The sequence below is a fragment of the uncultured Adlercreutzia sp. genome (assembly GCF_958431955.1).
In the GTDB taxonomy this organism is placed as follows: Bacteria; Actinomycetota; Coriobacteriia; order Coriobacteriales; family Eggerthellaceae; genus Adlercreutzia.
The window spans coordinates 7,734-31,670 of the sequence record NZ_CAUASN010000029.1; the positions used below are offsets into that span (position 1 = coordinate 7,734).

At 68.2% G+C, this 23,937-nt stretch carries 18 protein-coding genes; all 18 read right to left on the bottom strand.

Translation table 11 applies throughout. The features are described 5' to 3' along the window. Positions 1-197 precede the first annotated feature (197 nt). Positions 198-758: a hypothetical protein gene (locus tag Q5064_RS08745; RefSeq protein ID WP_147270999.1), complete on the bottom strand. Its 561-nt coding sequence runs from the start codon at positions 756-758 to the stop codon at positions 198-200. Next, entirely contained in the window at positions 752-1,078 is a 327-nt protein-coding gene (locus Q5064_RS08750) for a hypothetical protein (protein WP_015539661.1), read from the bottom strand. Before Q5064_RS08750 ends, Q5064_RS08745 begins: the two co-directional genes overlap by 7 nt. Continuing rightward, positions 1,075-1,383: a hypothetical protein gene (locus Q5064_RS08755; RefSeq protein ID WP_021409103.1), complete on the bottom strand. Its 309-nt coding sequence runs from the start codon at positions 1,381-1,383 to the stop codon at positions 1,075-1,077. Before Q5064_RS08755 ends, Q5064_RS08750 begins: the two co-directional genes overlap by 4 nt. Further along, positions 1,380-2,300 carry a hypothetical protein gene (locus Q5064_RS08760; RefSeq protein WP_015539663.1) on the bottom strand — a complete coding sequence of 307 codons (921 nt, stop codon included), beginning with the start codon at positions 2,298-2,300 and terminating at the stop codon, positions 1,380-1,382. Before Q5064_RS08760 ends, Q5064_RS08755 begins: the two co-directional genes overlap by 4 nt. Further along, a complete protein-coding gene (locus tag Q5064_RS08765; protein ID WP_114516674.1) occupies positions 2,297-3,016 on the bottom strand; it encodes a hypothetical protein in 720 nt (239 codons plus the stop codon). Before Q5064_RS08765 ends, Q5064_RS08760 begins: the two co-directional genes overlap by 4 nt. After that, positions 3,013-9,747, bottom strand: a complete 6,735-nt coding sequence (locus Q5064_RS08770) for an AAA family ATPase (protein ID WP_302963962.1) — start codon at positions 9,745-9,747, stop codon at positions 3,013-3,015. The genes Q5064_RS08765 and Q5064_RS08770 overlap by 4 nt, the downstream gene beginning before the upstream one ends. Positions 9,748-9,858: 111 nt before the next feature. Then, positions 9,859-10,278 (bottom strand): TM2 domain-containing protein, encoded by a 420-nt coding sequence (locus tag Q5064_RS08775; protein ID WP_021409116.1) that lies wholly within the window; start codon positions 10,276-10,278, stop codon positions 9,859-9,861. Positions 10,279-10,291: 13 nt separating this feature from the next. After that, entirely contained in the window at positions 10,292-10,801 is a 510-nt protein-coding gene (locus tag Q5064_RS08780; protein WP_015539638.1) for a hypothetical protein, read from the bottom strand. Between the two features lies 1 nt (position 10,802). After that, a complete protein-coding gene (locus Q5064_RS08785; RefSeq protein ID WP_015539639.1) occupies positions 10,803-11,777 on the bottom strand; it encodes a hypothetical protein in 975 nt (324 codons plus the stop codon). Positions 11,778-11,923: 146 nt separating this feature from the next. Further along, entirely contained in the window at positions 11,924-12,508 is a 585-nt protein-coding gene (locus Q5064_RS08790; RefSeq protein WP_154270805.1) for a hypothetical protein, read from the bottom strand. A 5-nt stretch (positions 12,509-12,513) separates the two neighbouring features. Beyond that, positions 12,514-14,427: a lysozyme family protein gene (locus Q5064_RS08795; RefSeq protein ID WP_114516675.1), complete on the bottom strand. Its 1,914-nt coding sequence runs from the start codon at positions 14,425-14,427 to the stop codon at positions 12,514-12,516. A gap of 3 nt (positions 14,428-14,430) precedes the next feature. Next, entirely contained in the window at positions 14,431-16,971 is a 2,541-nt protein-coding gene (locus Q5064_RS08800) for a VirB4-like conjugal transfer ATPase, CD1110 family (protein WP_015539640.1), read from the bottom strand. 13 nt (positions 16,972-16,984) lie between these two features. Next, the gene (locus Q5064_RS08805; RefSeq protein ID WP_015539641.1) at positions 16,985-17,425 is read right to left on the bottom strand and encodes a PrgI family protein; all 441 of its coding nucleotides are present in this window, start codon (positions 17,423-17,425) and stop codon (positions 16,985-16,987) included. A gap of 7 nt (positions 17,426-17,432) precedes the next feature. Then, positions 17,433-17,780 carry a hypothetical protein gene (locus Q5064_RS08810; protein WP_015539642.1) on the bottom strand — a complete coding sequence of 116 codons (348 nt, stop codon included), beginning with the start codon at positions 17,778-17,780 and terminating at the stop codon, positions 17,433-17,435. 108 nt (positions 17,781-17,888) lie between these two features. Further along, entirely contained in the window at positions 17,889-19,778 is a 1,890-nt protein-coding gene (locus Q5064_RS08815) for a VirD4-like conjugal transfer protein, CD1115 family (protein WP_015539643.1), read from the bottom strand. Continuing rightward, positions 19,778-21,679, bottom strand: coding sequence for a hypothetical protein (locus tag Q5064_RS08820; RefSeq protein ID WP_015539644.1), 1,902 nt, complete (start codon positions 21,677-21,679; stop codon positions 19,778-19,780). The genes Q5064_RS08815 and Q5064_RS08820 overlap by 1 nt, the downstream gene beginning before the upstream one ends. A 3-nt stretch (positions 21,680-21,682) precedes the next feature. Beyond that, positions 21,683-21,961 (bottom strand): protein kinase, encoded by a 279-nt coding sequence (locus Q5064_RS08825; RefSeq protein ID WP_009307248.1) that lies wholly within the window; start codon positions 21,959-21,961, stop codon positions 21,683-21,685. Further along, a partial coding sequence (locus Q5064_RS08830) for a collagen binding domain-containing protein (RefSeq protein WP_227111541.1) occupies positions 21,958-23,937 on the bottom strand: 1,980 nt, incomplete at its 5' end. The genes Q5064_RS08830 and Q5064_RS08825, both read right to left, overlap by 4 nt.

Consider the following 23,937-nt stretch of genomic DNA (forward strand, 5'->3'; position numbering starts at 1 on the left):
CCCTGGCGGCACGGGTTCGGCAACTCTCGAAAACCGGCCCCGTACGCCGTCGTATGGGGCGATATGAGGGCTTTCCGGGGCAGATTTGCATATAACTACCCAAGGGTGGTACAATCCACCTCTATCAAAAGTCTTTGGTTTTCGAGTTTTCGGAAACCGCAGGGGCCTCGGGGGCGAACCGGGGCCTCGTTGTTTTCCTAAGCCGTCGCTCCCCCTGCCGCATCACCTCCTTTCAGCTTCCTTTTGCCGCAATACCGCCATGTTGTCCAATCTGGACGGTCGGCCGAGATCCTCGATCGACGCGCATCCTGGTTGGCCACGCGGTTCCGGATTGCGCAGACCGGGCTTTTTGCCCATGGCCGGCGCATGCCGGAAAAGGCAGCAAGCAGCCACCACGGGGTCGAGAGCCCGTGGTGGCTGCTTGCTTTGAAGATGAAGGTAGTGGTGCTGCGGTTGTGTTCCATTGCGCCTTCTGGTCGTCCGGCGCGGAATCGTGACGGCTGCGAGCCGATGCGGTTGCCTGCAACGCAGCAAACCGAGGGGTTGACACACCTCTCCCGGTCAGCGATAATAGAGCAACGACAAAGAGCTCTTCCAATATCACGAAACCGCCGTCTGCGGTTTCTTTCTTTTTTGGGGTTCGTTCCCGGCGTCCCGCCGGAATCCATCACCTGGTTCCTTTCCTGAGCGACAATGATACCATACGCGCCGATTCCGCGAATATCGCATGTTGTGTTTTCGCGCCGCACCGTCACCATACGTCGACCACCTTGCCGTCGCTGAAGTACAGCATGCTCGCCGCGTCCATCAGCGTCGCCTTGTCGGTGAGCAGCGCCTCGACGATCCTCCCTGCCAGCACCGCGCCGTCGGGATTCCCCCGTTGCGACAGGATCGCCGCGAGCCCGCCCAAGCTCGACGGCGCGTCAGACGCGATGGCTGCCGCCACCTCGCGCTTCGCAGCGCGGTATTCTCCGGGGAAGAGCTCCTCGATCATCTTGAGCGCCCTCCGATCCTCTTCCGACAGCCTTTCCTCGCCGGCGTCGGAAAGCGGCGCGTCGGCTGCGATGCCTCTTCTCATCTTTCTCCTTCCCGTGCCGCGTTCAGCTCGGCTGCGCGGCGATCGGCCGCGCGCCTCGAGACGAACACGGAACCGACGAGCCCGAACCTGCGCAGAGCCGACGGCTCGACCGTCGAGGCGACGCCGAGGAACTGCGCGCCGTCGCCGAAGTCGATGAACCTGACCGGCGGATCCACGCATACGCCGCTCGAGACGGAAAACAAGCCATCGGCGCCGCGGCATATGCAGTAGACCGTGTCGCCAGGCTCGATCATCCCGACATCCGCCCTGCCGGCCTCATCCCAGTAAAGCCCGTCGACCGTCATCTCAATCCCTCCGTCGCTCTCGCTATCTCCGCCTCGAGCTGGCAGTCCTCGGCAAGCTCCGGCAGGTACCGCCGCATCAGCGCGCACGCGTCCTCCGCAGACGCCCCTCCCTTGATCTCGGCTGCAGCGGCGCGGAAGCACTCGAGGGCGCACCCCGCGTCGTAGCCCCCTTTCGCGTAGCTGGCGGCCAGCAGGTTGATCAAGGGCTTCACGACGCGCACGTACCCATCCCAGCCTGCGTCCAGCACGCCCTCGCCGTCCAGCACCTCCGACGGTGCGAGAACCTCGGCCGGGACGGGCAGGGGCCTTGCGGGCTCGATGCGCCTCGGCCGGTACGAGCCTCCCCTCCCCTCGTAGGCCCGATGCACCGCCGAGGCGGCCGCCTTGAAGCTCGCGATGACTTCCTTCATCCCTTCCTGGCCCAAACCCCCGCCCGCAGGGGCGACGACGTCCCCCATGCCGAAGTACGCCTCGACCATGCCGTACGCGCCGGCGCAGTCTATCTCGCCCGACGACAGGATGTCCTCGACGGCCCGCCTGTCGCACGAGAGGCCGCATACGGGCTCCGTCACCGCCCCGTCGCCCTCGGTCGCCTCGTACGGGTAGCGTCGCATGAGGGCCATCCCGGAGGCGCCCCTCACGAGGACGGGGACGGCCATGTCGGCCCTGGCGACGGCGCGGCCGTCCCTCTCCCAGTCCTCGGCCGGACGGCACCAGCCGGATCCCGCGCCGTGGGCCCACGCCAGGGCGGCGTTGAGGGGCCCGTAAGTCCTCACCCGGCGCGTGCCGGGATCGTACGTTGCCGTCGCCGCGATGCAGGACAGCAGGCGGGATTCATCGCCGGCCTCCCGGCACTCCTCTATGACCCGCTCGGCCTCTGCCGTGGCGTCGGCCACCGTCGTCGGCAAGGACGTCATCGCCCACCGCCTCCCTTCTCGGCAGCCCCGTAGCGCGCCGATGCACGGCACGCCCTTATGAGCTCGTCCAGGTTCGTGCTCTTATAGGTTTCCATGTCGCCGGCGTAGAGCCTCTCGTAGCGTGCGAGGTCGTCGTCCTCGCCGCCCGCCGCCGGCATTCCCTGATCGACGAGCCGTTCGGCGAGGCGCGCGAGCGCCTCTGACGGCGTCGGGCAGGGGCCCGATTCCACGGCGGCCGAGCCGAGGGCGCCGTCCGGGAGCCAGGACGCCGCGTAGCCGTCCCCGCCGGCCGAGGCGACGGCGAAGCAGGGCGCGCCCCCCGGCGCGCCGCCCAGGCGGCCGAGCGACAGCGGGTGCTCCGCTGCGGCGCGCGATCCCCGCGCGGCCACCGAGAGGATGCCGGCGGGCCCGTCGAGGTGCCATCCCCTGGTCGCGAGATCCTCGGCCTTGGCCGCCTCCTCGCCGATGCGCGCATCGGACACCCTCCTGGCGACGTCGTCGACGTCGCCAGGTGACGTCGCCCCCGCTATCCTCAGCCGCTTGGCTACGGCGAGGCCGGTCGCCTGCTCCACGACGGTGAGCACGGCCCCTTCCGCCCGCTCGACCGTGCCCCAGGGCGCGGCGTACGCGCACGCGCCCGACAGCTCGACGACCGCCTCGTAACCCGGGCGGCACTCGCACACGTAGGACGAGCCCGCTCGCGACCACGCCGTCATCTCCCCGCCCCCCTGGACGGGGCGGCGGCGCGGGCGGCCCCTTCGGCCCCGCTCGCCAGCATGTGCCTGGCAGGGCACCGGAGCCCCTTCTCCGCGGCCGATGCGGCCGTGCGCGTGGCGATGTCGGACGCGATGCTCCAGGCGGCCCTCGCCGACGGCATGCTCGCGCCCAGTATGGCCCTCGAGACGTCCTTCCCCACGGCCACGAAGTCCCCGCCGGCGTCGATGGACGCCAGCGCAGCGTCGCGGACGTTTCGCACGAGCCCGTAGAACCCGATGCCGTTGGGCTGGCCCTCGCTGGCGTCCCGGTCGGCCGCCAGCGACTTGACCAGGGCTAGCGGCCGCCCGCCGCGCAGCGCGACGGATCCGGCCAGCTCTACGAGCTGGCATTGGTCCGACGAGGACAGCCCGTCCGAGCACTTGGCGATGAGCTCGACGGCCTCGCGCACCGCTCCCCTGACGTCCTCCGCCCCGTAGGCGGCCTCCCCCGCCTCGACGGCCTTCGCCATCCCGTCCCATCTCAAGCCCTTGTCCTCCGCGCCGACCCCCATGACGGGCGTGGCGAAGTAGGACGCCGTCTCCATGGCGGAAGCGTCGAGCCCCTCGTAGGCGTAGACCGAGACGTCCCAGCCCCTGTCTATCCCCCTGTTAACCATGATCAGCTCCGCCCGGTCGAACAGCACGAGCCCGGAGTCCTCGAGCGAGAGCTGGTCGCCTCCTATCTCGCTCGCCTCCGCCACGGCGGCCAGGGAGGGATCGTGTCCCTTCTCGCCGATCTTGGCGTCCAGCTCGGCGAGGCGCTGCTTTACCTCCAGCAGGCGCCGCTGCTGCGGGAAGGGCTTCCCGACGCCCTCCCTCGCGGCGGCAAGCTCCGCCTGGGCCCGCTCGAGCCTTTCGGCCGCGGACGCGGCGTAGCGCTCCATGTTCCTCGCCTCTCGCTCGATCCTCGTGACCGCCCCGATCCCGCTGTCCGCCCCCTCGAAGGTCATGGCAGGCGCGTGTCCGACGCCGACGCGGAAGCAGCCCGTGCCCGCCTGGAACGTCGCCGTCACGTCCAGCCCCATGATCGAGCCGACCACCTGGGCCTCGCCGTACGACTCTGCGCATGCCACGAGCGCAGCCCTCAGCGCATCGGCCGCGTCCGTCCTCTTCTCGCAGTACGCCCCCATCACGGTCATGCCGGGGAAGCCGCCCTCGGGGCCCTTGCGCGCCTTCACCGTGGCGGCGTCGCCCCCGAGCCTCTCGATCGCCTCCTCGGCCGAGGCTATCTTCGCGGGGCACACCTCGTCGCGCAGCCGCCGGAGCTCCGCCTGGTCCCTCCTGTGGGCCCGCTCAAGGCTGGCCAGGCGGGGCAGCTCGTTCTGCAACTCTAGGCGCTCTTTCACGTCCGGGTCCCCGGCGCAGAGCGCCTTGACCTCCGCGTAGGAGAGCGCCGCCTGGTCGATGTCATCGGCGCTGCGGGATGCTGCGCCGGATCCGCCGAACACCTGGCCTATGAACCGCTGCTTGTGCTCGACGGTCTGGTACATGTAGCTGTCGAACGTCCCCTTCGTGACGTACCGGTAGATGCCGACCTCCTTGTTCCGGTTGCCCTGGCGCAGTATGCGCCCCTCCCGCTGCTCGAGGTCGGACGGCCGCCACGGGCAGTCGAGGTGGTGGAGGGCCACGAGCCTCGTCTGGACGTTAGTCCCCTCGCCCAGCTTCTGGGTGCTGCCCATGAGCACCCTCACCTCGCCGGAGCGCGCGGCCTCGAAGAGACGGGCCTTGGCCTTTTCCGTCTTGGCGTCGTGAACATAGGCTATCTCCCCCGCGGGTATGCCCATGTCGACCAGCTTGCCCCGCAGGTCGTCGTACACGTTGAAGCCCTCGGGCTTCGGGGTGCTCAGGTCGCAGAACACGATCTGGACGCCGCGCGCCGGTTCGCTGTCCCTCCATATGCCCCAGATCTTCTGCGCGGCCGCGGAGGTCTTCGACCAGTCCCCGTCCGGCAGGTCGGGGATCACGAGCCTCTGGTCGAGGGCGAGCTTTCGACCGTCGTTGGTCACGACGAGCATGTTGTCGCTCGCCGGGTCGACGGATCCCGACCTGATCGCGTCGGCCCGCCTGCCGAGCTCCGCCACCATGCGCACCTGCTCAGGCGACGGCTCCAGCGCCACGTTCTCGCGCCGCGCCTCCGGGATGCCCGGCAGCGCTATGTCGGCGGCGGTCTTGACGTCGCAAACGGAGGCGAACATCGTGATGAGCTCGGGCAAGTTGGTGAACGACGAGAACCTGGTCTTTACCTGGAAGCCGGAGCCCTCCGGCTTGAGCTCGAGCGAGGTGGTCTTCCGAGCGAACATCGACGCCCATGCGTCGAAGCCGTTCAGCCCGGCGAGCGCGAGCGTCTGCGGCTGCAGGTAGCGCTGCATGTTGTAGACCTCGGTCATGCTGTTGGACACGGCCGTCCCCGTCGCGAACACGACCCCCTTGTAGCCCGTCCGCTCGTTGATCCAGCGCGTCTTGTAGAGCATGTCGGACGCGCGCTGGCTGTCGCCGGCCTGCAGGCCGGCCACGTTTCGCATCTTCGTCTCCGTGAACAGGTTCTTATAGTGGTGGGCCTCGTCGACGAAGATGCGGTCGATGCCCAGGTCGGTGAAGTCGAGCATGTCGTCCTGGTCGTGCTTACGCGTCTTCTCGAGACGCGTCTCGAGGCGCTTCCGGCGCCCCTCGAGCTGCTTGACGGTGAGCCTCTTCGCGGCGTCGTCAGACATCCTCGCCTGGTCGATGGCGTCCTCGATCCTGATCTTTTCCTCCTCGATGTAGCGGGCCTCCAGCTCGGGCGGCAACGGGATCTTGGCGAGCTGCGTCTCGGACACGATGACCGCGTCCCAGTCGCCCGCCGCGATGCGCGCCACGAAGCGCTTGCGGTTGTCCTTCTCGAAGTCGGCGTCGGTGGCCACGAGGATCGACGCCTGCGGGTAGAGCCGCATGAACTCGATGCCCCACTGCCCTACCAGGTGCTTCGGCACAGAGAACAGCGGCTTTGAGGCAAGCCCCATCCTCTTGAGCTCCTGGGATGCGGCGGCCATGGTGTAGGTCTTGCCCGCGCCGACGCAGTACCAGAGCAGGGAGTTCCCGCCGAACACGATCCTCGCGGCCCCGTCCTTCTGGTGCTTCGCCAGCTCTATGTCGGCCGCCATCCCCTCGAACGACAGCAGCGAGCCGTCGAACTGCCTCGGCACAAGGGAGTTGAAGCGGCGGTTGTACTCGGCGACCAGGGCCGCTCGTCGCGCGCCGTCCTCCCATACCCAGTCACGGAACCTCGAGGCGATGGCGTCCTGCTTCGACTGGGCGGCGATGGTGGCCTCCCTGTCGACGACGGACACGGTCTTCCGCGCGGCCGGGTCGTACATCGTCCTGTTGACCACCGCGTCGCGCAGGTTAAGGGACGCCTCCATGAGGTCGAGGGCGTTGCGCGCGCGGGTGCCGTACACCCGGTCGACCTTGGCGCCGTACACCTTGCCCTTGTTCGATATGCGCCACTGGGACAGCTCGGGCGAGTACGCGACCGAGATCTGGTCGCGGGAGCCCTCCACCCTGTGGCTCCTGGGCAGCTGGAACACCTCGTAGGCGAACTGCTCGTACACCGCCGCCGGTACCCACGTCGCCCCCAGCTCGAGGGAGATCTCCTCGGCCGGGACGTCGGGCGGCAGGGCCGACTCGAGCGCCTTGATGTTCGCCTCCATGTCCTCGTCCCCCCGGTAGAGCCTCGCCTCGTCGAGCTTGACCCGGACGTTGCCCGAAAGGTACTCCTCCGCCGTCACCAAGGCCGACAGGGCCGGGTCGTAGTACACGCGGCCGGAGAGGCCGGCGCGGATGGCCTCGGGCGCGAGCCCGGATACGGACTCCATGTAGCCCATGTCGACGCGGCCGACCGCGTTGAGGGACATGGCGAGCGCCTCGGCGGCGTCGGCCGCCGTGCGCCGCTTCGGCACCGGGCGGACGGTGCGCCGATCGAACAGGGCGGCCGGCTCCCACTCCCCGTCGACGGGATCCTCCCACGACGACAGCAGCGGCGCGTAGGCGTCGCCCCGCATCGCAATGACATTGGGCTTGTCGTTGAGCCGGCCGTGCTTCTCCACGAGCCGCTCGTAGGCCGCCTTGAAGGCCGTGCGCGCCGACTCGATGGGCTCGTCGTCGGCCCCGGCCGACTGCAGGGCCAGGTACTCCCTGCCAAGATCCCTCAGCCCCGCCAAGGCGCGGATCCGCGCTTCCTGCGATTTGGGCCCGCCGTAGAGGCGCATGGTGTCGCCCTCGCGGTACCACAGCGCGCCGTCGACGACGCCGTAGCAGCCGTCCGGCACGGACGGGTCGGCCTCGATCAAGTCGGCGGCGGCCGCGCCGCCGCGCGCGGCGGGCAGCGGGCGCTCCTCGTAGGAACCGGACGCGAGTTCCATGAGCCTCCCCGCGAGGGAGGCGGCCGCCTCGGCCCAGTCGCCCTTGCAGGCGAGCTGCGGGCCGTAGGGGCCGGACACGACCTCGAGCTCGCCGAGCACGGCCTCCCGGTGCTCCGCGATCCAGCGGTTCACCCGCACGCCGTCCGAATGCTCCACCGTACCGACCCATGGGAGGCCGGCGGCCTCCTCATTGGAGATCCTCTCGTGCCTCTTCCTCAGCACGACGACGTCGCTCGTCACGGTCGTCCCCGCCGACGCCCTGAACGTGCTGTCGGGCAGCCTCGCCGCGCAGACCAGCTCGGCCCTGGCCGCCAGCTCGCGCCTCGCGGAGCTCGACTTCTTATCGAGCGTTCCCGAGGCGGTGATGAACGCGACGAGGCCGCCGGGGCGCACGTGGTCGAGCGACTTGGCGAAGAAGTAATCGTGGACGAGCATCCCCTCGCCGGCATGGCGGCGGTCGTAGACCGAGAACTGGCCGAAGGGGACGTTGGTGACGGCGACGTCGAACGAGTCGTCGGCCAGCGTCGTCGCCTCGTAGCCCTTGCACTGGACGGCCATGCCGGGGTGCGCGTGCTGCGCTATCAGGGCGGACACCGGGTCGGGCTCCACCATGGTGATGCTGGCGAGGCCGGCCATGCCCTCCGGCATCGCGTCGGCGAACCGGCCCGTCCCGGCGGCCGGGTCGAGCACGTTGCCGGCGGAGAACCCGGCCATGGCGAGGTAGTCCCACACCGCGCGGGCCACCTCGATCGGGGTGTAGTAAGCGGTGAGCGTGGACTCGCGCGCCTTGGCGTACTCCCTCTCCGTGAGGCCGGCCTTGAGCCTCTCGCGCTCGGCCGCGTAGGCGTCCGACGTCTCGTCGAACACCTCGGCGAGGCCGCCCCACCCGACGAACGAGAGCATCCTGGCCGCCTCCTCGGGCGTCGCCTCGCGGCCCTCGCGCTCGAGCTCCTTCGCGACCATGACCGCTTCGATGTTCCGCGCGATCCTCGTGCGGGAAGGAGCCGGCGAGGCGTCCCCGATGGGACGGCGGGACGGCTCCGTGGCCGCCGTGCCCTTCTCCGGCGATGCGGCGTGCGCCGCCCGCTCGGGCGAGGGGGCCGGCGACGCCGGCTCGAACACGGGGGCGGCGTCCGACGGCTCGAACAGCAGGTCGAGCGACATCTGGCCCTCCATCACCTTCCTGCCGCGCCTGGAGGGCCGGCGCCGCGCCGCTACAGGCTTATCGCTATGTCCGGTATCTCCGAGATCATGGCCTCGTTCTCCGCCGCCGCGGCGGCGTTCATCAGCGCCGCCTTCTGCTGCGCGTCTTTTGCCTGGGAGCTCTGCGGGGACCGCATCCACGCCTGCGCGGCGGCCGTCCTGCGCGACTCCGCCAGCAGGTGAACCATGGCCATCTCCCTGCCGACCTGCTCCTCGCTCTTGCCCTCCAGCGTCTCCGGCGCGTGCTGCAGGCGCCAGTCGCGCATCGCCACCGCCACGGGATCCTTCGCCCAGCCTTCGAGGCCTAGCTGCCACTCCAGGTGCTCCTTCTCCAGGCCCGCCTCCCTGGCGTCCCGCTCCAGCTCCCTGTAAAGCTCGTCGTAGTTCATCATCTCCGGTCCTCTCTGCCAAGCCGTGCTCGACGGCCATCTCCGCAACCTTGCCCGCGTCGCCGCGGCCCACCGTCTCGTACCGCCCCGCCGTGGCCCTCTCGACAAGGGCCAGGACGTCCGCGTCGATCCTCTCGGCCTCGTCCTCGGCGTGTATCCGGGCGCGGGGGTCGTACGCCCCCTCCCTGGCGACGATCACGTTGACCGACTCCTGTGCCTCGAACTCGTCCTGCGCGAGGGCCGCCAGCCTCGCCGCCCTGTCCTCGTCGGCGTCGGGGGCGAGGTAGGCGAGGCCCATGATGGCCGGCGAGTCCGCCACGACGAACTGCACGAGCCCGTCGAGCCGGCGCTCGCGCGCCGACTGCCGGCGGTACAGCTCCTCCTGGCTCTCCACGCTGCCGTCCAGCAGGCGCGCCGCCTCCTGGTCGCCGCGCGCAGCGTCGTAGATGCAGTCCTTGACCACCTCGCCGACGCACTCGGCCGTGTAGCCGCGCGCCTTGAGCTCCGCCGCGACGGCGTACGCCATCGTCGACTTGCCGGAGCCGGGCCCGCCGAACACGTTCACGTGCACGGATCCCGTTGCGCCGCCCTGCGCGCTCATCGCTCGATCCTTATTCCGTTGTGAATCCGGGATTTCGGTCCCGTGTCGCTTCTCGCCGCCCGCGCGCCGCCTGGATTTGGGAGATGGCTCGCGCTCGGGCACGGTGCCATTATCTCACCTATCGATGCCTTTGTGTAGTGCTCGGCCATGTCTTTCTCCCTTTTTTCAAAAACTCGACTATTCAAGTTTTCCAGTTTTCCAATACCTTGGTTCTCAAGCCGCCATCAACGCGACCGTGAGCGCCGTCAACGCGACCGCCGCCGCGGTCGTCATCCATGCGACGAAGGCCCAGCCGACGGCCATCCCCGCGGCGGCGAGGCTCCCCTTGGCCGCCCTGCGGCGCAGCGGCGTCCCGTCCGCGGCCTTCCAGCGCGAGGCCGCGATGGCGGCCACGTCCGCGAGCGCGCCGAGCCCGAGCAGGCCTCCCGTCAGCAGCCATACGATTGCCGTAGCGATCTTGCCCGTATAGAACCTGTGCGCCCCGGTGAACCCCAGGACGCTGGCGAGCGCGAGCGCGACGTGCCAGCTCTGCGAGTTCGGCTCTTCGGACTCCTCTTCCCGCAGCGGCCGCTGCTCCAACGGGTACGGGCAGAACAGCTTCGACCCGTCGGCCAATGTGACCCACTCGCCCATATCCGCCTCCGATCTAGTACACCAACGAGATGGTTCCGAAAGCCCCGCCCATAAGCGCCATGACGCCGCCCGACACGGCGGCCTGCAGGCCCTTCTTCGCGGCCACTGCGTCGTCCGAGTGGAAGAAGTAGTCGTAGAAGCCGTTGATCATCCAAAGGGTGCCGAGCGCGATCAGGCCCGGAACGGCGAACTCGCGCATGAAGCCGTTCAGGCTCCCACGGCCGAGGTCGTAGGCCGTGAAGGCGACCATGACCCCTCCCGTCGCGAGCATGCCGAGCGCCTGGCGCGCCGCGGGCCCGTCGTCCGAGCGGTTCTGGAAGTACCGGTACGCCCCGAATGCGGTGAGGACGTACCCGGCGAGCTGCACGATGGGCTTGAGCACCTCGCTCACGAGCCTGTCGAGAGTCATGCCGTCCTGCCCCAGCGCCGCACCGTACCCCCATGCCCAAGCCTGGGAGGCGTCGGCAAGGGAGAGCGCCGCGGCGAGCGCGACGACGGCGGCTGTCTTCGATCCATGCCTCATGTCACATCATCTTCCCGACGACCTTGTACGTCGTCATCGTCGAACCGAGCACGACCACCAGCAGCGTCGCCGTGTAGATGAGCCCTCCCCGGATGATCTGCCAGATGTCGCCGCCCGACGTCACGATCACCCCTTCGAGGATCATGGGCGTGATGATGACGACCGCCTGGACGACCGCGATCATGATGGCCGCGCTGCCGATCTCTTTGAAGTACATCCTGCCGGCCTCGGCCCACTCCTCGCTGAGAAGGAACGCCACGGGAATGCTACAGAATCCCGTGAGCACGCTCGCCTCGGCGAACCTGGCCAGGATCACGGCCTCGCCCGCGAAGGACACGATCATCGACATCACCCAGAAGAAGAGAGCGCCGAGGTAGAGCAGGAGCAGGCTGCCGATGTAGGAGCCGAGCGCCCCTGCTATGCCGGCGTTGCCGGAGGCGTCGCCGGCGGTCTGCCCGAGAGCGGAGTTGACGGCCGCGGACAGCGCCGCCTGGTCGAAGGACACGCCGGCCGACCCGCCCGGGGCGTACTGGGAGATGGCGTTCGATATGCCGTCGCCGGCGAGGAGTATCCCGTATATGAGCAGCGGCGCGAGGTCGATCAGCGTTTTGTACAAGAAGAACTTGACCAGCATCATCACGAGCTCGTAAAGCCCCTCCCCATGGATGAAGCTGCCGTCGGTCGCCGTGACCTTCTTGAACACCCCTTGGAAAAGGAACACCATGATGAGCGACTCGCCCACCGGCGCGGCCGCCTTGTTGATGACGGCGATGACGTCGGCGACGCGCGAGGCGTCCACGTCGAACTTGTAGGACGCGAGCTGCGACAGCCAGGTGTCGGACGCCGACTGCATTATCGCCGCCACGCCGTCGCCGAGGCCGAGGGCGGTGAAGAAGTTGTTGACTATGCCGGAGATCGACAGGCCGGTCAGATCCTCGATCCACCCGCCGTAGGCCGTATCCGCGAGGATCATCATAGCGAGCATCGCGATCAGGACGCATGCTCCCGCCAAACTCGTGCGGAAGACCACGCGCCTCCACCGGGCTGCACGATCTACGGTTGCGGACAGATGGCTGATGACGGGATCGGGAGCGACGGCACCCTCGTACGCCGGCGCGCGCCTCATAAAGCATCGCCCCCGCGCTCGATGCGCTCGGGCTTCTCAGACCCTCCGGTCAAAGACTCCAAGGGGACGACCGTGCACGTGCCGTAGTCCAGGGAGTAGGCGACGCCTACGTCGGCCGCTTTCGAGCCGTCGGAATCCAGCAGCTCCACCTCCAGGTAGGACGAGGCGGTCGACGACGGGAAGCTGAGCACGGCCGAAACGTACGCGCGAGACGCCTCGATGCCCTTCTCCTTGCAGTACGCCCCGAGCGCGGCGCGCACCGCATCCTGGTCGACCCGCGTTGCCTCGGCCTGATCGGGGGCGATGTCCAAGGACAAGGCGGGCTCCTCGCCGTCCGCATCGGCGCCGGCCTGCCCCGCTCCCCCCCGGTCGTCCGGCGCGGATTGCTGGACGGCGGGCGCGGCGTCCCTCTTGGAAGGGGACGGGCCGACGCATGAGAACTCGTTGACGGCGACGTTGACGGCGACGGCCAGGGCGAGGAGGGTGATCGCCGTGCGCATGGCCCGCTTCCGCCGGCGCTCGATCTCGTCCATCTCCTCGGCCGTGTCGGGGTTCGCCCTCCATAGGTTGTCGTGCTTCATCTTCACTATAAGTACCGCCTAACCTGCCAGTTGTAAGTGTTCGCCACATAGCTCGATACATCCCCCGAGTAATGGGGGCCGGGCGCGTGGCCCATGCCCATCAGCTGCCCGTCTCCCACGTACATCTCGACGTGATCCCATGTCGGGTTGTACCCGTTAAAGTTGCAGAACACGAGGTCGCCCGGCTCGAGCTGGGAGGCGGAGACGCCCTGCCCTCTCGACCCCGAGGCTATCTCCTTGCCTCCGAGCGACTGGTCGCCGGTGTACCAGCCTATGTCCATGCCGGTGACGGCTAGGTAGGCCGCCCTGCACATGCCCGAGCAGTCGGTGGCGCCCGTCCTGTCGGGATCCACGCGCAGGCTCGCATCCTGGGAGTACACCAGCCACTTGTTCTCGCGCGCCTTGACCCATTCGGCCACGGCCGCCCCGTCGCCCGACGCTCCGTAGGACACCTCGTAATGCTCCAGCACGCGCAAGGGGTAGTTGGGCGTGCCGATACCGTAGCTTCGCGCCAGATCCTCGCTCCACCTGCCGCCGTTGGACAGCGCGTAGGCATGCCAGCCAGGGCCCGAGTTGTACGTCTGCAGCACGTTCTTCAACGCCTCGAGGTCGCAAGGGTCGTCGCATCCCCAGAGCCGCAGCTTGTCGGACAGGTACGCGCAGCCCTGCTTGACGCTGGCCGAGCACCACCAGTCGTCGCCGTCCGCACCCGTCACGGGGTCGGCGACAGTGCCGGCATCGGGGAATCCCGGGCGGGACGCCCCCGTCGACTCGGCGCACTGGAACGGGTCGTGGTCGGCTATCTTCCAGCCGGCACCGCCGCTCTCATGCTGGCAGACCGCCAGCGCGAGCTCGACGAACTCCCCCTTGCCCTCCTGGTGCATGTAGTAGGACACGTAGGGCCTCAGCGCCTGCACCTCCTCCGACAGGCCGACGGCCCTCGCCTGGGTCGAGGACGCGCCAGCGCCGCACATGCAGAGGACGAGCCCGCAGAGCGCGAGCGCCGCGAGCATGGCCATTGCGAGCGCGACCGTCGGCGCGCCGACGGCGGCCGCGGCCGCGGCCAGCCCCTTGCCGGCCCCGACCGCGGCGGCCTTGCCGGCGTTCGCCGCCGCCGCGCGCCCGACGCCGGCTGCGGCCTTGCCCGCCGCAGCTCCCGACGACGCAGCGCCGGACGCCGTGGCCGGCGCTGCGGAGCGCGCGGCGGCGGCCGTAGACCCGGCGCCGCGGACGCCCGCAGCTCCCGGGCCGCCGGGCGCGCGGCCGGCCGGGCGCGCGGGATCGCCGGGCAGCCCGGCGCGGCCCGCGGGCCCGGCCGGGCCCTGTCCCGATCCTGCCCGGCCCGGCCTCCTCGCGGCCCTGCGCGCGACGGTGGAAGCGCCTCCGACCAACATGTCGGATCCGGCCTCCGACGACGTGTCGCGGCCGTCGTCCACGGTGCTCTCCAAGTAGCCCCACGCCGTCCCGGCGATCCCGAGCGCGGCGGGGGCCGCAGCCCTCCCGGATGCGGTCCCCGCGCTCCCAGGGGACGGGGACCCGGCGGCGGGCGAGGGCGCGCCCGCAGACTCGAAGCCCGCCGGCGCGGGTACGGCCGGACGCGGCGCGGCGCTGCCCGTGTCCCCTGCCGCGCCAAGGCTCGCCGGGACGGCGGACGCCTGCGCGCCGGCCCCTTGCAGCGCGCCGGCGGCCCTCGCCGCCGCGCCGGGAGGGGCGGGGGACAGCCTGGAGTCGAACATCGTGCCGGCCGGCGCGGCCGGGCCGGCCGCGAAGCTGATGCCCGATGTCTCGAGCGCCGCCGCATCGGCGCTGCGCGCGTTGCTCTGCGGCGCGTCGCCCGCAAACGTCGCGGAGTCCTCCGGCCTGGCGTCGTCCTGCCAGGCGGCGATGACGTCCTCGCTATGTCCGATGTTGACGTACATGGCCTACATCGCTCGCCCTTTGGTTTCCTTGGGTTTGGAAGTGAACACCTTGTACGTCTCGGTGCCCTTGGGCCAAGAGTCTTTGAACGGCATGACCGACCCCATGACCGACAAGACGCCGTGGCCCTCGGGCGGGTTGACCGTGTAGCGCATCTGCCGCTCGGACATGTGAAGCCGCTCGGCGAGCTCCCTCGCGTCGTCGTGGGCCATGTTGTACATGGTGACGACGCCGGAGTTGTCCAGGGCGCGGGACGCCTTGGCGTTCTCGAGCACTGCCAAGACGTTCTGGGTGGCGCCCGTCTGGTACAGGTCGTACTTGCGGCCTTCCATCCACGCCTTCAAGAAATATTGCGCGGCGATCGGCCAGTCCATGAAGGTCTGGAACTCGTCGAACAGCACCCACGTTTCATAGCCCTTCACCTTGTTCATTACGGCTTGCCTCCAGAACATGTCCGTGAAGGCGAACAATGCGGGGGCCTTGATGATGTCGCCGGCGTTGCGGAACCCGACGCCGAACAGCCTGCAATCATCGTCGTCGAAGGGAGATCCGTCGCGCTGGCTGAACTGACCGCCGACTGCCGTAGTGGTCGTGAAGAGGCTGAGCGCCTGGGCGGCGTCGCGCGCGACGGGGACTTTCATGTCGCCCAGCTCATCGGCGAGCTGCGCGAGCACGGGGACGTCCTCGGCCCGGTGCGTGTCGAGGTAGCGGCCGTAGACCTTCGGTATGCAATCCTGGATGCAAGAATAGAGCAGCGTCGCCTCCTTCGCAGCCCGTGTGTCCTTGCCGTCCATGACCGCGCCCTTGTAGAGCATGCACTCCACCTGGCCCATGAGGTACTCCGCCTTGTCCGCGATGGCCTGCTCTACGTCCTCCACCTGGTCGATGTTGATGGACATGACATTGAAGTAGTCCTTCGAGCCGGCGCCGACCTCGAACCATTTACCGCCGAGGAGCTGAACGAACGGCTTGTATGCGAGCCCGGGGGACGCGATGTAGACCTTCGCACGGGGGCGTCGAAGCAGGATCTGCAGGTTCTCCCGGCACAGGCCGAACGACTTGCCCGAGCCCGTGATCCCGAACACCATCTGGTGCGGCGCGCCGAGCGCCGTCCGGTCGAGCATGATGAAGTCCTCCGACTCCGCGTCGACCCCCCAGTAGATACCGCCCGGATCCTGGTAGCGGCGCGACGTGAACGGGATGAGCGCGCCGACGTTGGCGGTCGTCATCGTGGACGGGGCGTTGATGAAGTTCTTGCCTATGGGAAGGGTCGCGTTCATGGCGTCCTTCTGCCGCTCGCGCCCCGACAGCGGCGTCGCGCTCACGCCCCACCTCCCGCAGGCCCGCTGCAGCTTGGGTATCTGCTCGAGCTTGAGGTCGTCGGGCGTCTCGGCGCGCACATGCGCGCTCATGGTCGTGTAGAAGAGCTTGTGGCCTCCGAACTGCACCTCTTTCTTGAGCTCCTCCGCGTCCTGGGCGCGGTCGACGTGCTTGGAGGTCATGTAGACGCCCGCCGGCATGTTCTCGCGACGCGCCTCCTTGGCACGGTCGTGCGTGTCGCCCTCGACGGCGGCGATGTAGGCGTCGGTCGCCTTGCGCGAGCTCTCGGCCGACGTGGGCTGCATGTGGATGGTGAACATCATGTCCATGGGCGTCGAGGTGATGACGCTCACCATCCTGTCGTCTATCATGCCGGGCGACTTGCGCAGCAGCAGCGTCGAGGCGTAGAAATCGTTGCAGCGGTAGATCCCGCTGTCCTTGACGACCGAGGTGGTGCCGTTCGGGCGCGGCTTGAGGATGCGCGGCTCGAACGCGAGGGACATCGGGGCCACGGCGTCCTTGGTGGTGAGCCCCGTGGCCTTGCCGGTCTTGGTGTCGACGAGCGTTGCCCAGTCGAACACGAGGACGTCGGAGGGCCAGAACACGCCGGCCACTATCTCGAGCCATTCCGCGCCGCTCAGCACCGTCAGGCCGGATCCCATCGACTCGAAGTCGGGGCGTATGTCCTTGACCAGGCCGTCGAGGATGCTCTGGGCCTCGGCCTCGTTGTCGGCCTTGGTGCAGATCGTGAGCAGCAGGCGCGTCTCTATGTCCGTCTTGCCCTTCGACGCGCGGTCGGTGAGCACCTCGTTGACCTCGTCGCGCAGGCGGTCGAGCCCGTCCGGCTGGTGGGATATGAGCACCTCGTCGAGGATCGACCGGCGGCCGACGACGCGCACGATGACCGACCACTGCAGGTGCGTCGTCGGCTCGAACAGGTTGTAGACCCGCAGGAGCCGGACGTACAGCGCCTCCTTCTCGCTCTCGCCGAGGTTGCGGTAGTCCATGTTGTCCACGTCGCATGTTATCGAGTAGAGCCCTTTCTCGACCTTCACGACGCCGCTCTCGAAGCACTTCTCGTAGCGGATCGCATCCTGGGTGATCTTCGACAGGGGCTTGCCCTTCGCCTTGCGCCGCTCGTACTCGCGGCGCTCTCGCTCCCGGTTGCGCGCCTCGGCGAGCGCCATCTCGGCCTGCTTCACCGTCAGGCCCGCGACGTCCGGCATGGCAGCATCCGCCCTATCGTGCGCTTCGCGCTTTGCCGCGGACGTACTCTCGCTCTTTCTTCTCATGCTTGGCAGACTCCTTCCTCTCCCTGGGCGACTTCGCCGGCGGATCTTCCATCACCTCGTACTCGTCCTCGTCGTCGCAGCCGTACACGTATACGTCCTCCCCGCTCAACGCGGATGCGAGCCGCTCCCTCATGTACTCCTCCGGCGACTCGTAGCCGGGCGGGGCCTTGGTGTTGGCCACGTAAAAGAAGGGGAACGCCACCGCGATGGCGGGCATCACGCGGAAGAGCTCGGGCACGCTCAAAGGGGCGAACCAGAGCGCGCCGCCGACAACTGCGGCGAGGACGATGCCGATGCCGCCGTACTTGAGCTCGCGAGACGTGAAAGGCCCGAATGCCTTCCGCTCGTAGTCGAGCGGGTCGAGGTGGTAGGGGACGGTGAAGGACATTGCGGCCTCAGCTCATGGAGAGCATGAGGACGGCGCCGCCGCCTATGGCCGCCATGATGCCGCCGCCAACCATCCCGGCCAAGCCCGCCTTGGCCTTCGGCCCCTCCTCGTCCTTGTAGTTGAAGTAGTTGTAACCCCCTACCACCAAGATCGCGAAGCCCATGACCGTCATGCCGGGCCCCACGTATTGGGTGATCATGTAGTTGAAGCTTGGCCCGTTGACGTCCACGGCGTAAGCGGGCCTCGCGCTCGCGAGGCACACGGCGCCGGCCCCGAAGAGCGACAGCGCCGCCGCCTTCGCCTTCCCAAGCGCAGATGCCCTGTTCTTGGCCGTTTTCGATGTTTGGTCTTTCATGTCCCGTTCCTTTCGAATATCATTTCCTTGGTCAAAGCCGCCTCGTTGCGGCCGTGATCGCTTCTCGGCCCCGGACCGTGGGAGACGGACCGGGGCCTTTCCATGTCGTCAAGCGGCAAGGGATGCCCGCACCCTCGCGTTGTGCTCCCTCATCTCCTGCAAAGGGAAGGGCCCTGTGACGGCCTCGCCCCTTCGGTCGGGCGCGAAGGGCGAGTCCTTGTACTCGTCCGTGTCCTGCGTGCGGTACTTGCCCACCATGAGGGGCGCGGCGCCCGAGAAGTGGACGATGCACTGCTCCCGCGGTATCTTGTCGACCTCGGCCTCGTCGAGCAGCGGGCGGCCGAGCGACTGGTACGACGACTGAGCGGAATCGTTGCTGCCCATGATCCGGGCGCTCACCGTCTCGCTCACCGTGTGCTCGTAGACCGTCTGGGTACCCAGGGACTCCGAGATGTACGCGCGGCTCTCCTTCGAGCGGCCGCCGCCCATGTAGACGATCGTGTCGCAGGCGTCGAGGATCGCGCCCAAGATGTTCTCGCCCCATTTCTCCTTCGCGAGATCCATGCTCTGAAGGCCCATCACTATCGGCATGTTCCTGGAGCGGGCGGTCATGAGGATCCTCTCCTTGTAGGGTATGTTGCCCATGTTCAACATCTCGTCGATGAACGACACGACCGGGACCGGGAACCTCTCCCCCGGCAGGTTGTCGGCGATGTTGTAGAGGGTGCGGAACGTCTGCTGGTAGAACATGGCCAAGACGAAGTCGAGCTGGCCGCCAGCATCGTCGGCCACGACAAACAAGTTGGTGCCCTCGAAGGGTATGCGGTCGATCTCCATCTCGTCGCGCCACATGAGCTCGCGGATGACGGGGAGGTTGAAGGGCATGAGCCTGACCGCGCACGACACCAGGATGGAGTTCATCGTCCGGCCCTTGCCGGCCAGCTTCAGGCCTTTGTAGGTGCGGCAGGCGTAGCTGTCCGGCTTCAGATGCTCGATCAGCGCGAAGAAACGGTCGATGGTCGTGGGCGTGTTCGGATCCTCGTCGTCGCTCGAAGCCTCGGCGGTGAGCAGGATGTCCGCCATCGTCGGTATGTTCACCTCGACGTCGAGCCCCGGAGCTATCTCCTTCAGCTCGCGCAAGCCTCCGATGATGGACACGAACACCGATTTCTCGGATTTCTCCCAGAAGTCCCCGTCGACGCCCTCATCGGGCTTGCGTCCTGTGGTGTTGCCCATGATGGTGTCGACGGCGATGAGCACCTCCAAATCGTTGCGCGTGTACTTGAGCGGGTTGTAGCCGTGGCTGTTGGACGGATCCTTGGTGTTGAGAACCTTCACCACGCGGTCGTGCCTCATGAGGTACGGCAGCATCCGCTTCACGGTCGTGCCCTTCGTGTCGCTCGTGATGCTCGACGGGTCGGTGGGCCGCCAGAACCGCAGGAGCGCGGGGACGAACAGATAGAACGTCTTGCCCGTGCCTGGCGGGCCGAAGCACATCACGTTGCGGTTGATCTCCACGAAGCCCTTCCGGCGCGTCCCTATCGCATCGGGGTCGAGGCAGAGCTCGACGCCCTGGGCGAGCGGTATGTTGTTCAGCGGGTTATCCGTGTCGGCGTGCCTGTCCTTCTCGTCCTCCTCGCCCCAGCGCGCGGTGCCGTGCTCCATGCCCGCCATGGTCGGCTTGTCGGCCTTCTTGCCGCCGAGCAGGTACACGAGAACGACGGCCGCCGGCCCCGCGAGCCCGACGGCCACGGCGGCCGGGTCGAGGCTCAGCGCCCAAGGGCTCCGCGCGAAGTCGAGCAGGGCTACCGGGATGCTCGTGAGCGCCGCCGCGGGCCCGCGCGACGAGGCGACGGGGATGACGTAGCCCGCCACATGGTTGACCGCAACGAACGCGACCAAGGAGATGCCGGCCATGAGGGCGATGAACCCCTGGCTCGCCTCCCGCTTGCGCGCCGTCGTTGCGACGGGCACCCCGTTTTTCCCGTTCTTGGCCATCAGCGCGCCGCGCCCTTAGATTGCACGGCCGCCTTCGCCCCGCGTTCCACGCCTTGCTGGCGCTTGGCCTCGAGCTGCGCCTTGATCATCTTCACGTCTTTGGAGCATGCCTGCAGGACGTCGCCGATCTTCGCGCCGTCCAGCTTTTCGGCGGAGCCGAACCGCTCGATGCTCGGCAGATCGAGCCCGTCAGGGTTCGTCATCTCCTCCAAGGAGCTTCCGATGTGCGCCTCGCCCGCATCGTCGGCCACTTCCGCCGACTTGGTGGCGGCGACCACCGTCTCTACCGTTTCCGACGGGCCGACGTCGCGCGGCTCGACGACGTAGTCCGCCTGCTCCACGGTTCGCTCCTGGCGTGCTGGGGCGTCGAGCTCGGGAGCGGCTTCGCCGCGCTCCTGTGCGGGCGCTTCGGGACGCGATCCCACGGCGACCTCGTAGCCCCTCTCGGCGAGCTCCCCCGCCGCCAGGGACTCCGCGTACTCCATGGCCTCTGCGAGGTCATCGAATCCGCGCTCGCCGAAATTGGGCCCGTCGGCGTTCCCCCATACCTCCCATCCCTCGAGGGACGGGTCGGATTCCACGACGGCCTTGGCGTACACCGACACGCCGACGACGGCTTCGGCGTCCCATGCGTTCGCGTACGCCTCCAGGCTGTACCTGCCATCGCCGACGTCGATCCACTCCGCCCTGATCGCCTGCAGGGCGTCGTCCCTCACCATCCCCGTCTCGGCGACTTCGCAGAACTCGTCCCAATCCTCGAAGCGCGCAGTGGTGAAGTCCTTGAGGTTCTCCTTCGACGATTTGATATAGCGGTCTGCGATGGCCTTGACGCCGGCGGCGTGCTCGGACGCGAAGGTGAGCGAAGCGGTTTCCGCCGCCTCGTCGAAGGACAGGGAGAAGGGGATGCCGTCCTCCTCCATTGGGCCTCCCATGATGTTCGCGGCCCGGTCCCACTCGACCGTGGTCATGGTCAGCGTGTAGTCGCCCGCCTTGCGCCCGTCGAGGTCGCGCGCGGCAGCTCCCTGGCGCGGGATCTCGACGTTCGAGCCGAGCTCGGCGGCCCTCTGCTCCACGAGCAGCTCGCCCGCCTGCACGGCCTCGCGCTCGGTGCCGTAGACGCCGTCGCCGAAGCGCTCCCCCGCCGCCTCGCCGTAAACGTGCCATCCCCCGTTCTCCGGGTACACGTGGGCGGCGGCCAGCACCTCGTCCTGGCCGGCGTTCCTCGCCTCGAGCGTCGAGCGGGCTCCCTCCCGTTTCCATACGCCCTCGGCGGGAGACGGGAGGTAGCCCGCGACGGCGCGCGCGACGTCCTGGGCGCTCTGGGGATGCCCGTACGCCTGGTCGAGCTCGCACAGGGCGCGCTCCACCATGCTCGCGTCCTTCGCGTTGAACTTGACGACGTAGCCGAGGTTCTCCGGGCGGCGGGCCACCTCGAAGTAGACCCCCATGGCTGCGAGGTCGGCGCGCATCTTGTTCACGGCGGCCACCTCCACGGTGGACGCCACCTCGAAGCACTCGTTGAGCGAGCAGCCGCGCCAGTCCCGCAGCGTCTCGTAGTAGACGTTGTCAACGGATTCCGGGTGCATGGCGTCGTACTTCGCGGCGTAGCCCTTGGTGAGCGCCTTGAGCGTCTCGAAGTGCTTGGCGTCGCACGAGTAGACGAGGCCGCCGTCGGCCTGCGCCACGTACTCGGCCCCTATGCCCGCCGCGGCGAGGTCGGCGGCGAAGCTCGCCGCGTCCTCCGGGGCTATGCGGCCGCTGATCTTCGAGGGGTCGCGCCGGCCGTCGTCCCTCCCCTTCTCGCGGCGCTCGAGGGCCCACTTGATGAGCTGGTACATCAGCTCGGCCATCTCGTTCGCACCGTTGAAGATGAACCGTACGACCTCTTCCTCCGATGCCATTCGCTACCTCCTAGCCTTGGGGGATTCGGCGACGAACTCGCATCCTGCCTCGGTCACCGTGTACCCGTTCTCCAACTGCGCGCCGTTCTCCGCATAGCGGCCGTTCACCTCGACCAGGCCGAGCTCTTTGAGGTAGCCGAGGACGACGGACACCGTTGTCGGGTTCATCTGCAGGTCCCTCACGAGCTTCTTCCGGCCGACGACGATCCTCCGCACGTCGTCGGAGTTGTCCAGCATGTAGCGGAGCATGTCCTCTGCATGCTCGGCCAGGGCCCTCCTCATGCCCCCTCCCCTTCTTCGCGCCTCGTGGCCCAGATGCCCAGCAGGACGGCGGCCACCGCGGCGAGGAGCATGGCCACGCCCTCCAGGGCCGGGACGCGGTCGCCCGTCGCGGTGAGCGCGCCACCGTTGCCTGCCGTGCCCGTCGAGAACCCGTGATAGGAGGATGCGAAGCCGAAGGTGTCGATGACCCGCGTGATCACGTTGTCATGCGCGTCGTCGTACAGCCCCTGCCCGTCTCTCCAGTTGCGGGTGATATGGCTCGTCACGCTGTTGGGGATGACCACCTCGCCGTTGCTGTTGTCCAGGGGCTCCGTTGCGTACACCAGGTAGCTCATGTCCTGCAGCGTGCGGAACCCTACCTCGACCGACCCGTATTCGAGCATGATTCCCGTGACGTATTCGCCGGCGGCGAGGCCGAGCCCGTCGACGTCGAGGCGCGTGCGGGCGCCGGCGGCGACGCCCTCCCTCCAAAGGCGCCACCCGACCGTGCCGATGCGGTCGGTTCCGTCGGCCATCTGGTTCGGGGGGTTGCCGGCGGTCGCGCTGGCGGTCGAGTACACGGCCGACGTATCGGTCATGTTCGTCCGGTACCATACGTTGACCAACCCGTCGGTGTCGCCATAGGCTGCAGGCGTCACCAGCGTGTCGAGCCTGATTCCCAGGTTGACGAACTCGCAAGGATCGACGACCGCGTACTGGTCTGCCCTCACGTTGGTGGAACCCGCGTCGAACGCGACGTCGTAGCGGTAGCGCTCCTTGCCCACGTTGTCGACGCGAACGGGTGCGCGCTCATCCGACTGGAACGCCGCGCTCGTGCGGTCGATGGTCGCCTTGCTCACGTTGCATTCGAGCGATATGGCCATGTTGCCGTACGTCTGCGTCTGCCGGACGTCGCTGTCCTTGTCGGCCTTGAAAAGGTAGCGTCCCCAGGTGGATCCCGCCGACTCCCACCACTCGGCGTAATCGGGGTTCGGCACCGCCTCGACCATCATGTACCAGCCGAACTCCAGGCCCTCGAAGATGACGGCGCCCATGTCGTCGGTCGTCCCCTCGGCGACCATCTCCCACAGGCTCCCGTCCACCTCGCCGTCGGGATCATCCGCGAACACGCCATGGAAGCCCTGACGGCCGCCGAACGTCGGGTCGGGCTCCCCCTCCCCGATCCAGCGGTACAGCCCGAATCCGGTCTTGCCAACCGGCTCGCCTGTGTCCTGGTCGACTTTATGGGCCTCGATGATGCGCTTGTGGTAGTTCGTGTTCAAGAACACGTAGGCCGGCTCGCCTGCGATCAGGCCCTCCTCGTCGACGGAGAATTCGTAAACCTCCGGGTCGAGGATGTAGTCATCGCCTGTCTTGGTTTCCTGGCAGTAGTAGGCGAGCCCGTCGCCGTGGGGGATGCGCTCGAGGACGAAGCTGCCGTCCTCGCCGGTCGTGGCCGTGGCATCGTACGCTATCTCGCCCGCCGCGTCCTCGGCCCACACGTGCCACTCCGAGCCTGCATAGTCGACAAGCTCGCCGTCGATCAGCTCGGCCTTCTTGAGCAATATGAACGTGGTGGGCGCGTCGGCCGTCTCGAGCACGGTACGCGTCACCTTTACCTCTTGGCCAGCGTATGAGAGCTCGACCATGTGCGTCTCGTGGTCGATGGCCCAGCCGTCGGGCGTGGCCGTCTCACGCACGTTGTAATCGCCCAGGTACAGCTCATCCGTCTCGGCCTTGCCGTCATCGCCCGTGGTGACGGTGGCCACCACGTCGCCGGAGCTCGCATGCACCGTGCCGTCGGGGGTCACGATGTCCGCGGCTGCCGTCACCTCGTAGACCGCGCCTGGCACGGCGCGCCCGTCGGCCTCGTCGGTTTTGACGATTTCGATGACGCCCTTCTGGGGCGCGTCCTCCACGACGGCCCCGGCCCGCGTCACCGCGACCTCCTGGCCGGCGTATGAGAGCGTTACATCGACGGGCTCGCCGTTGAGCAC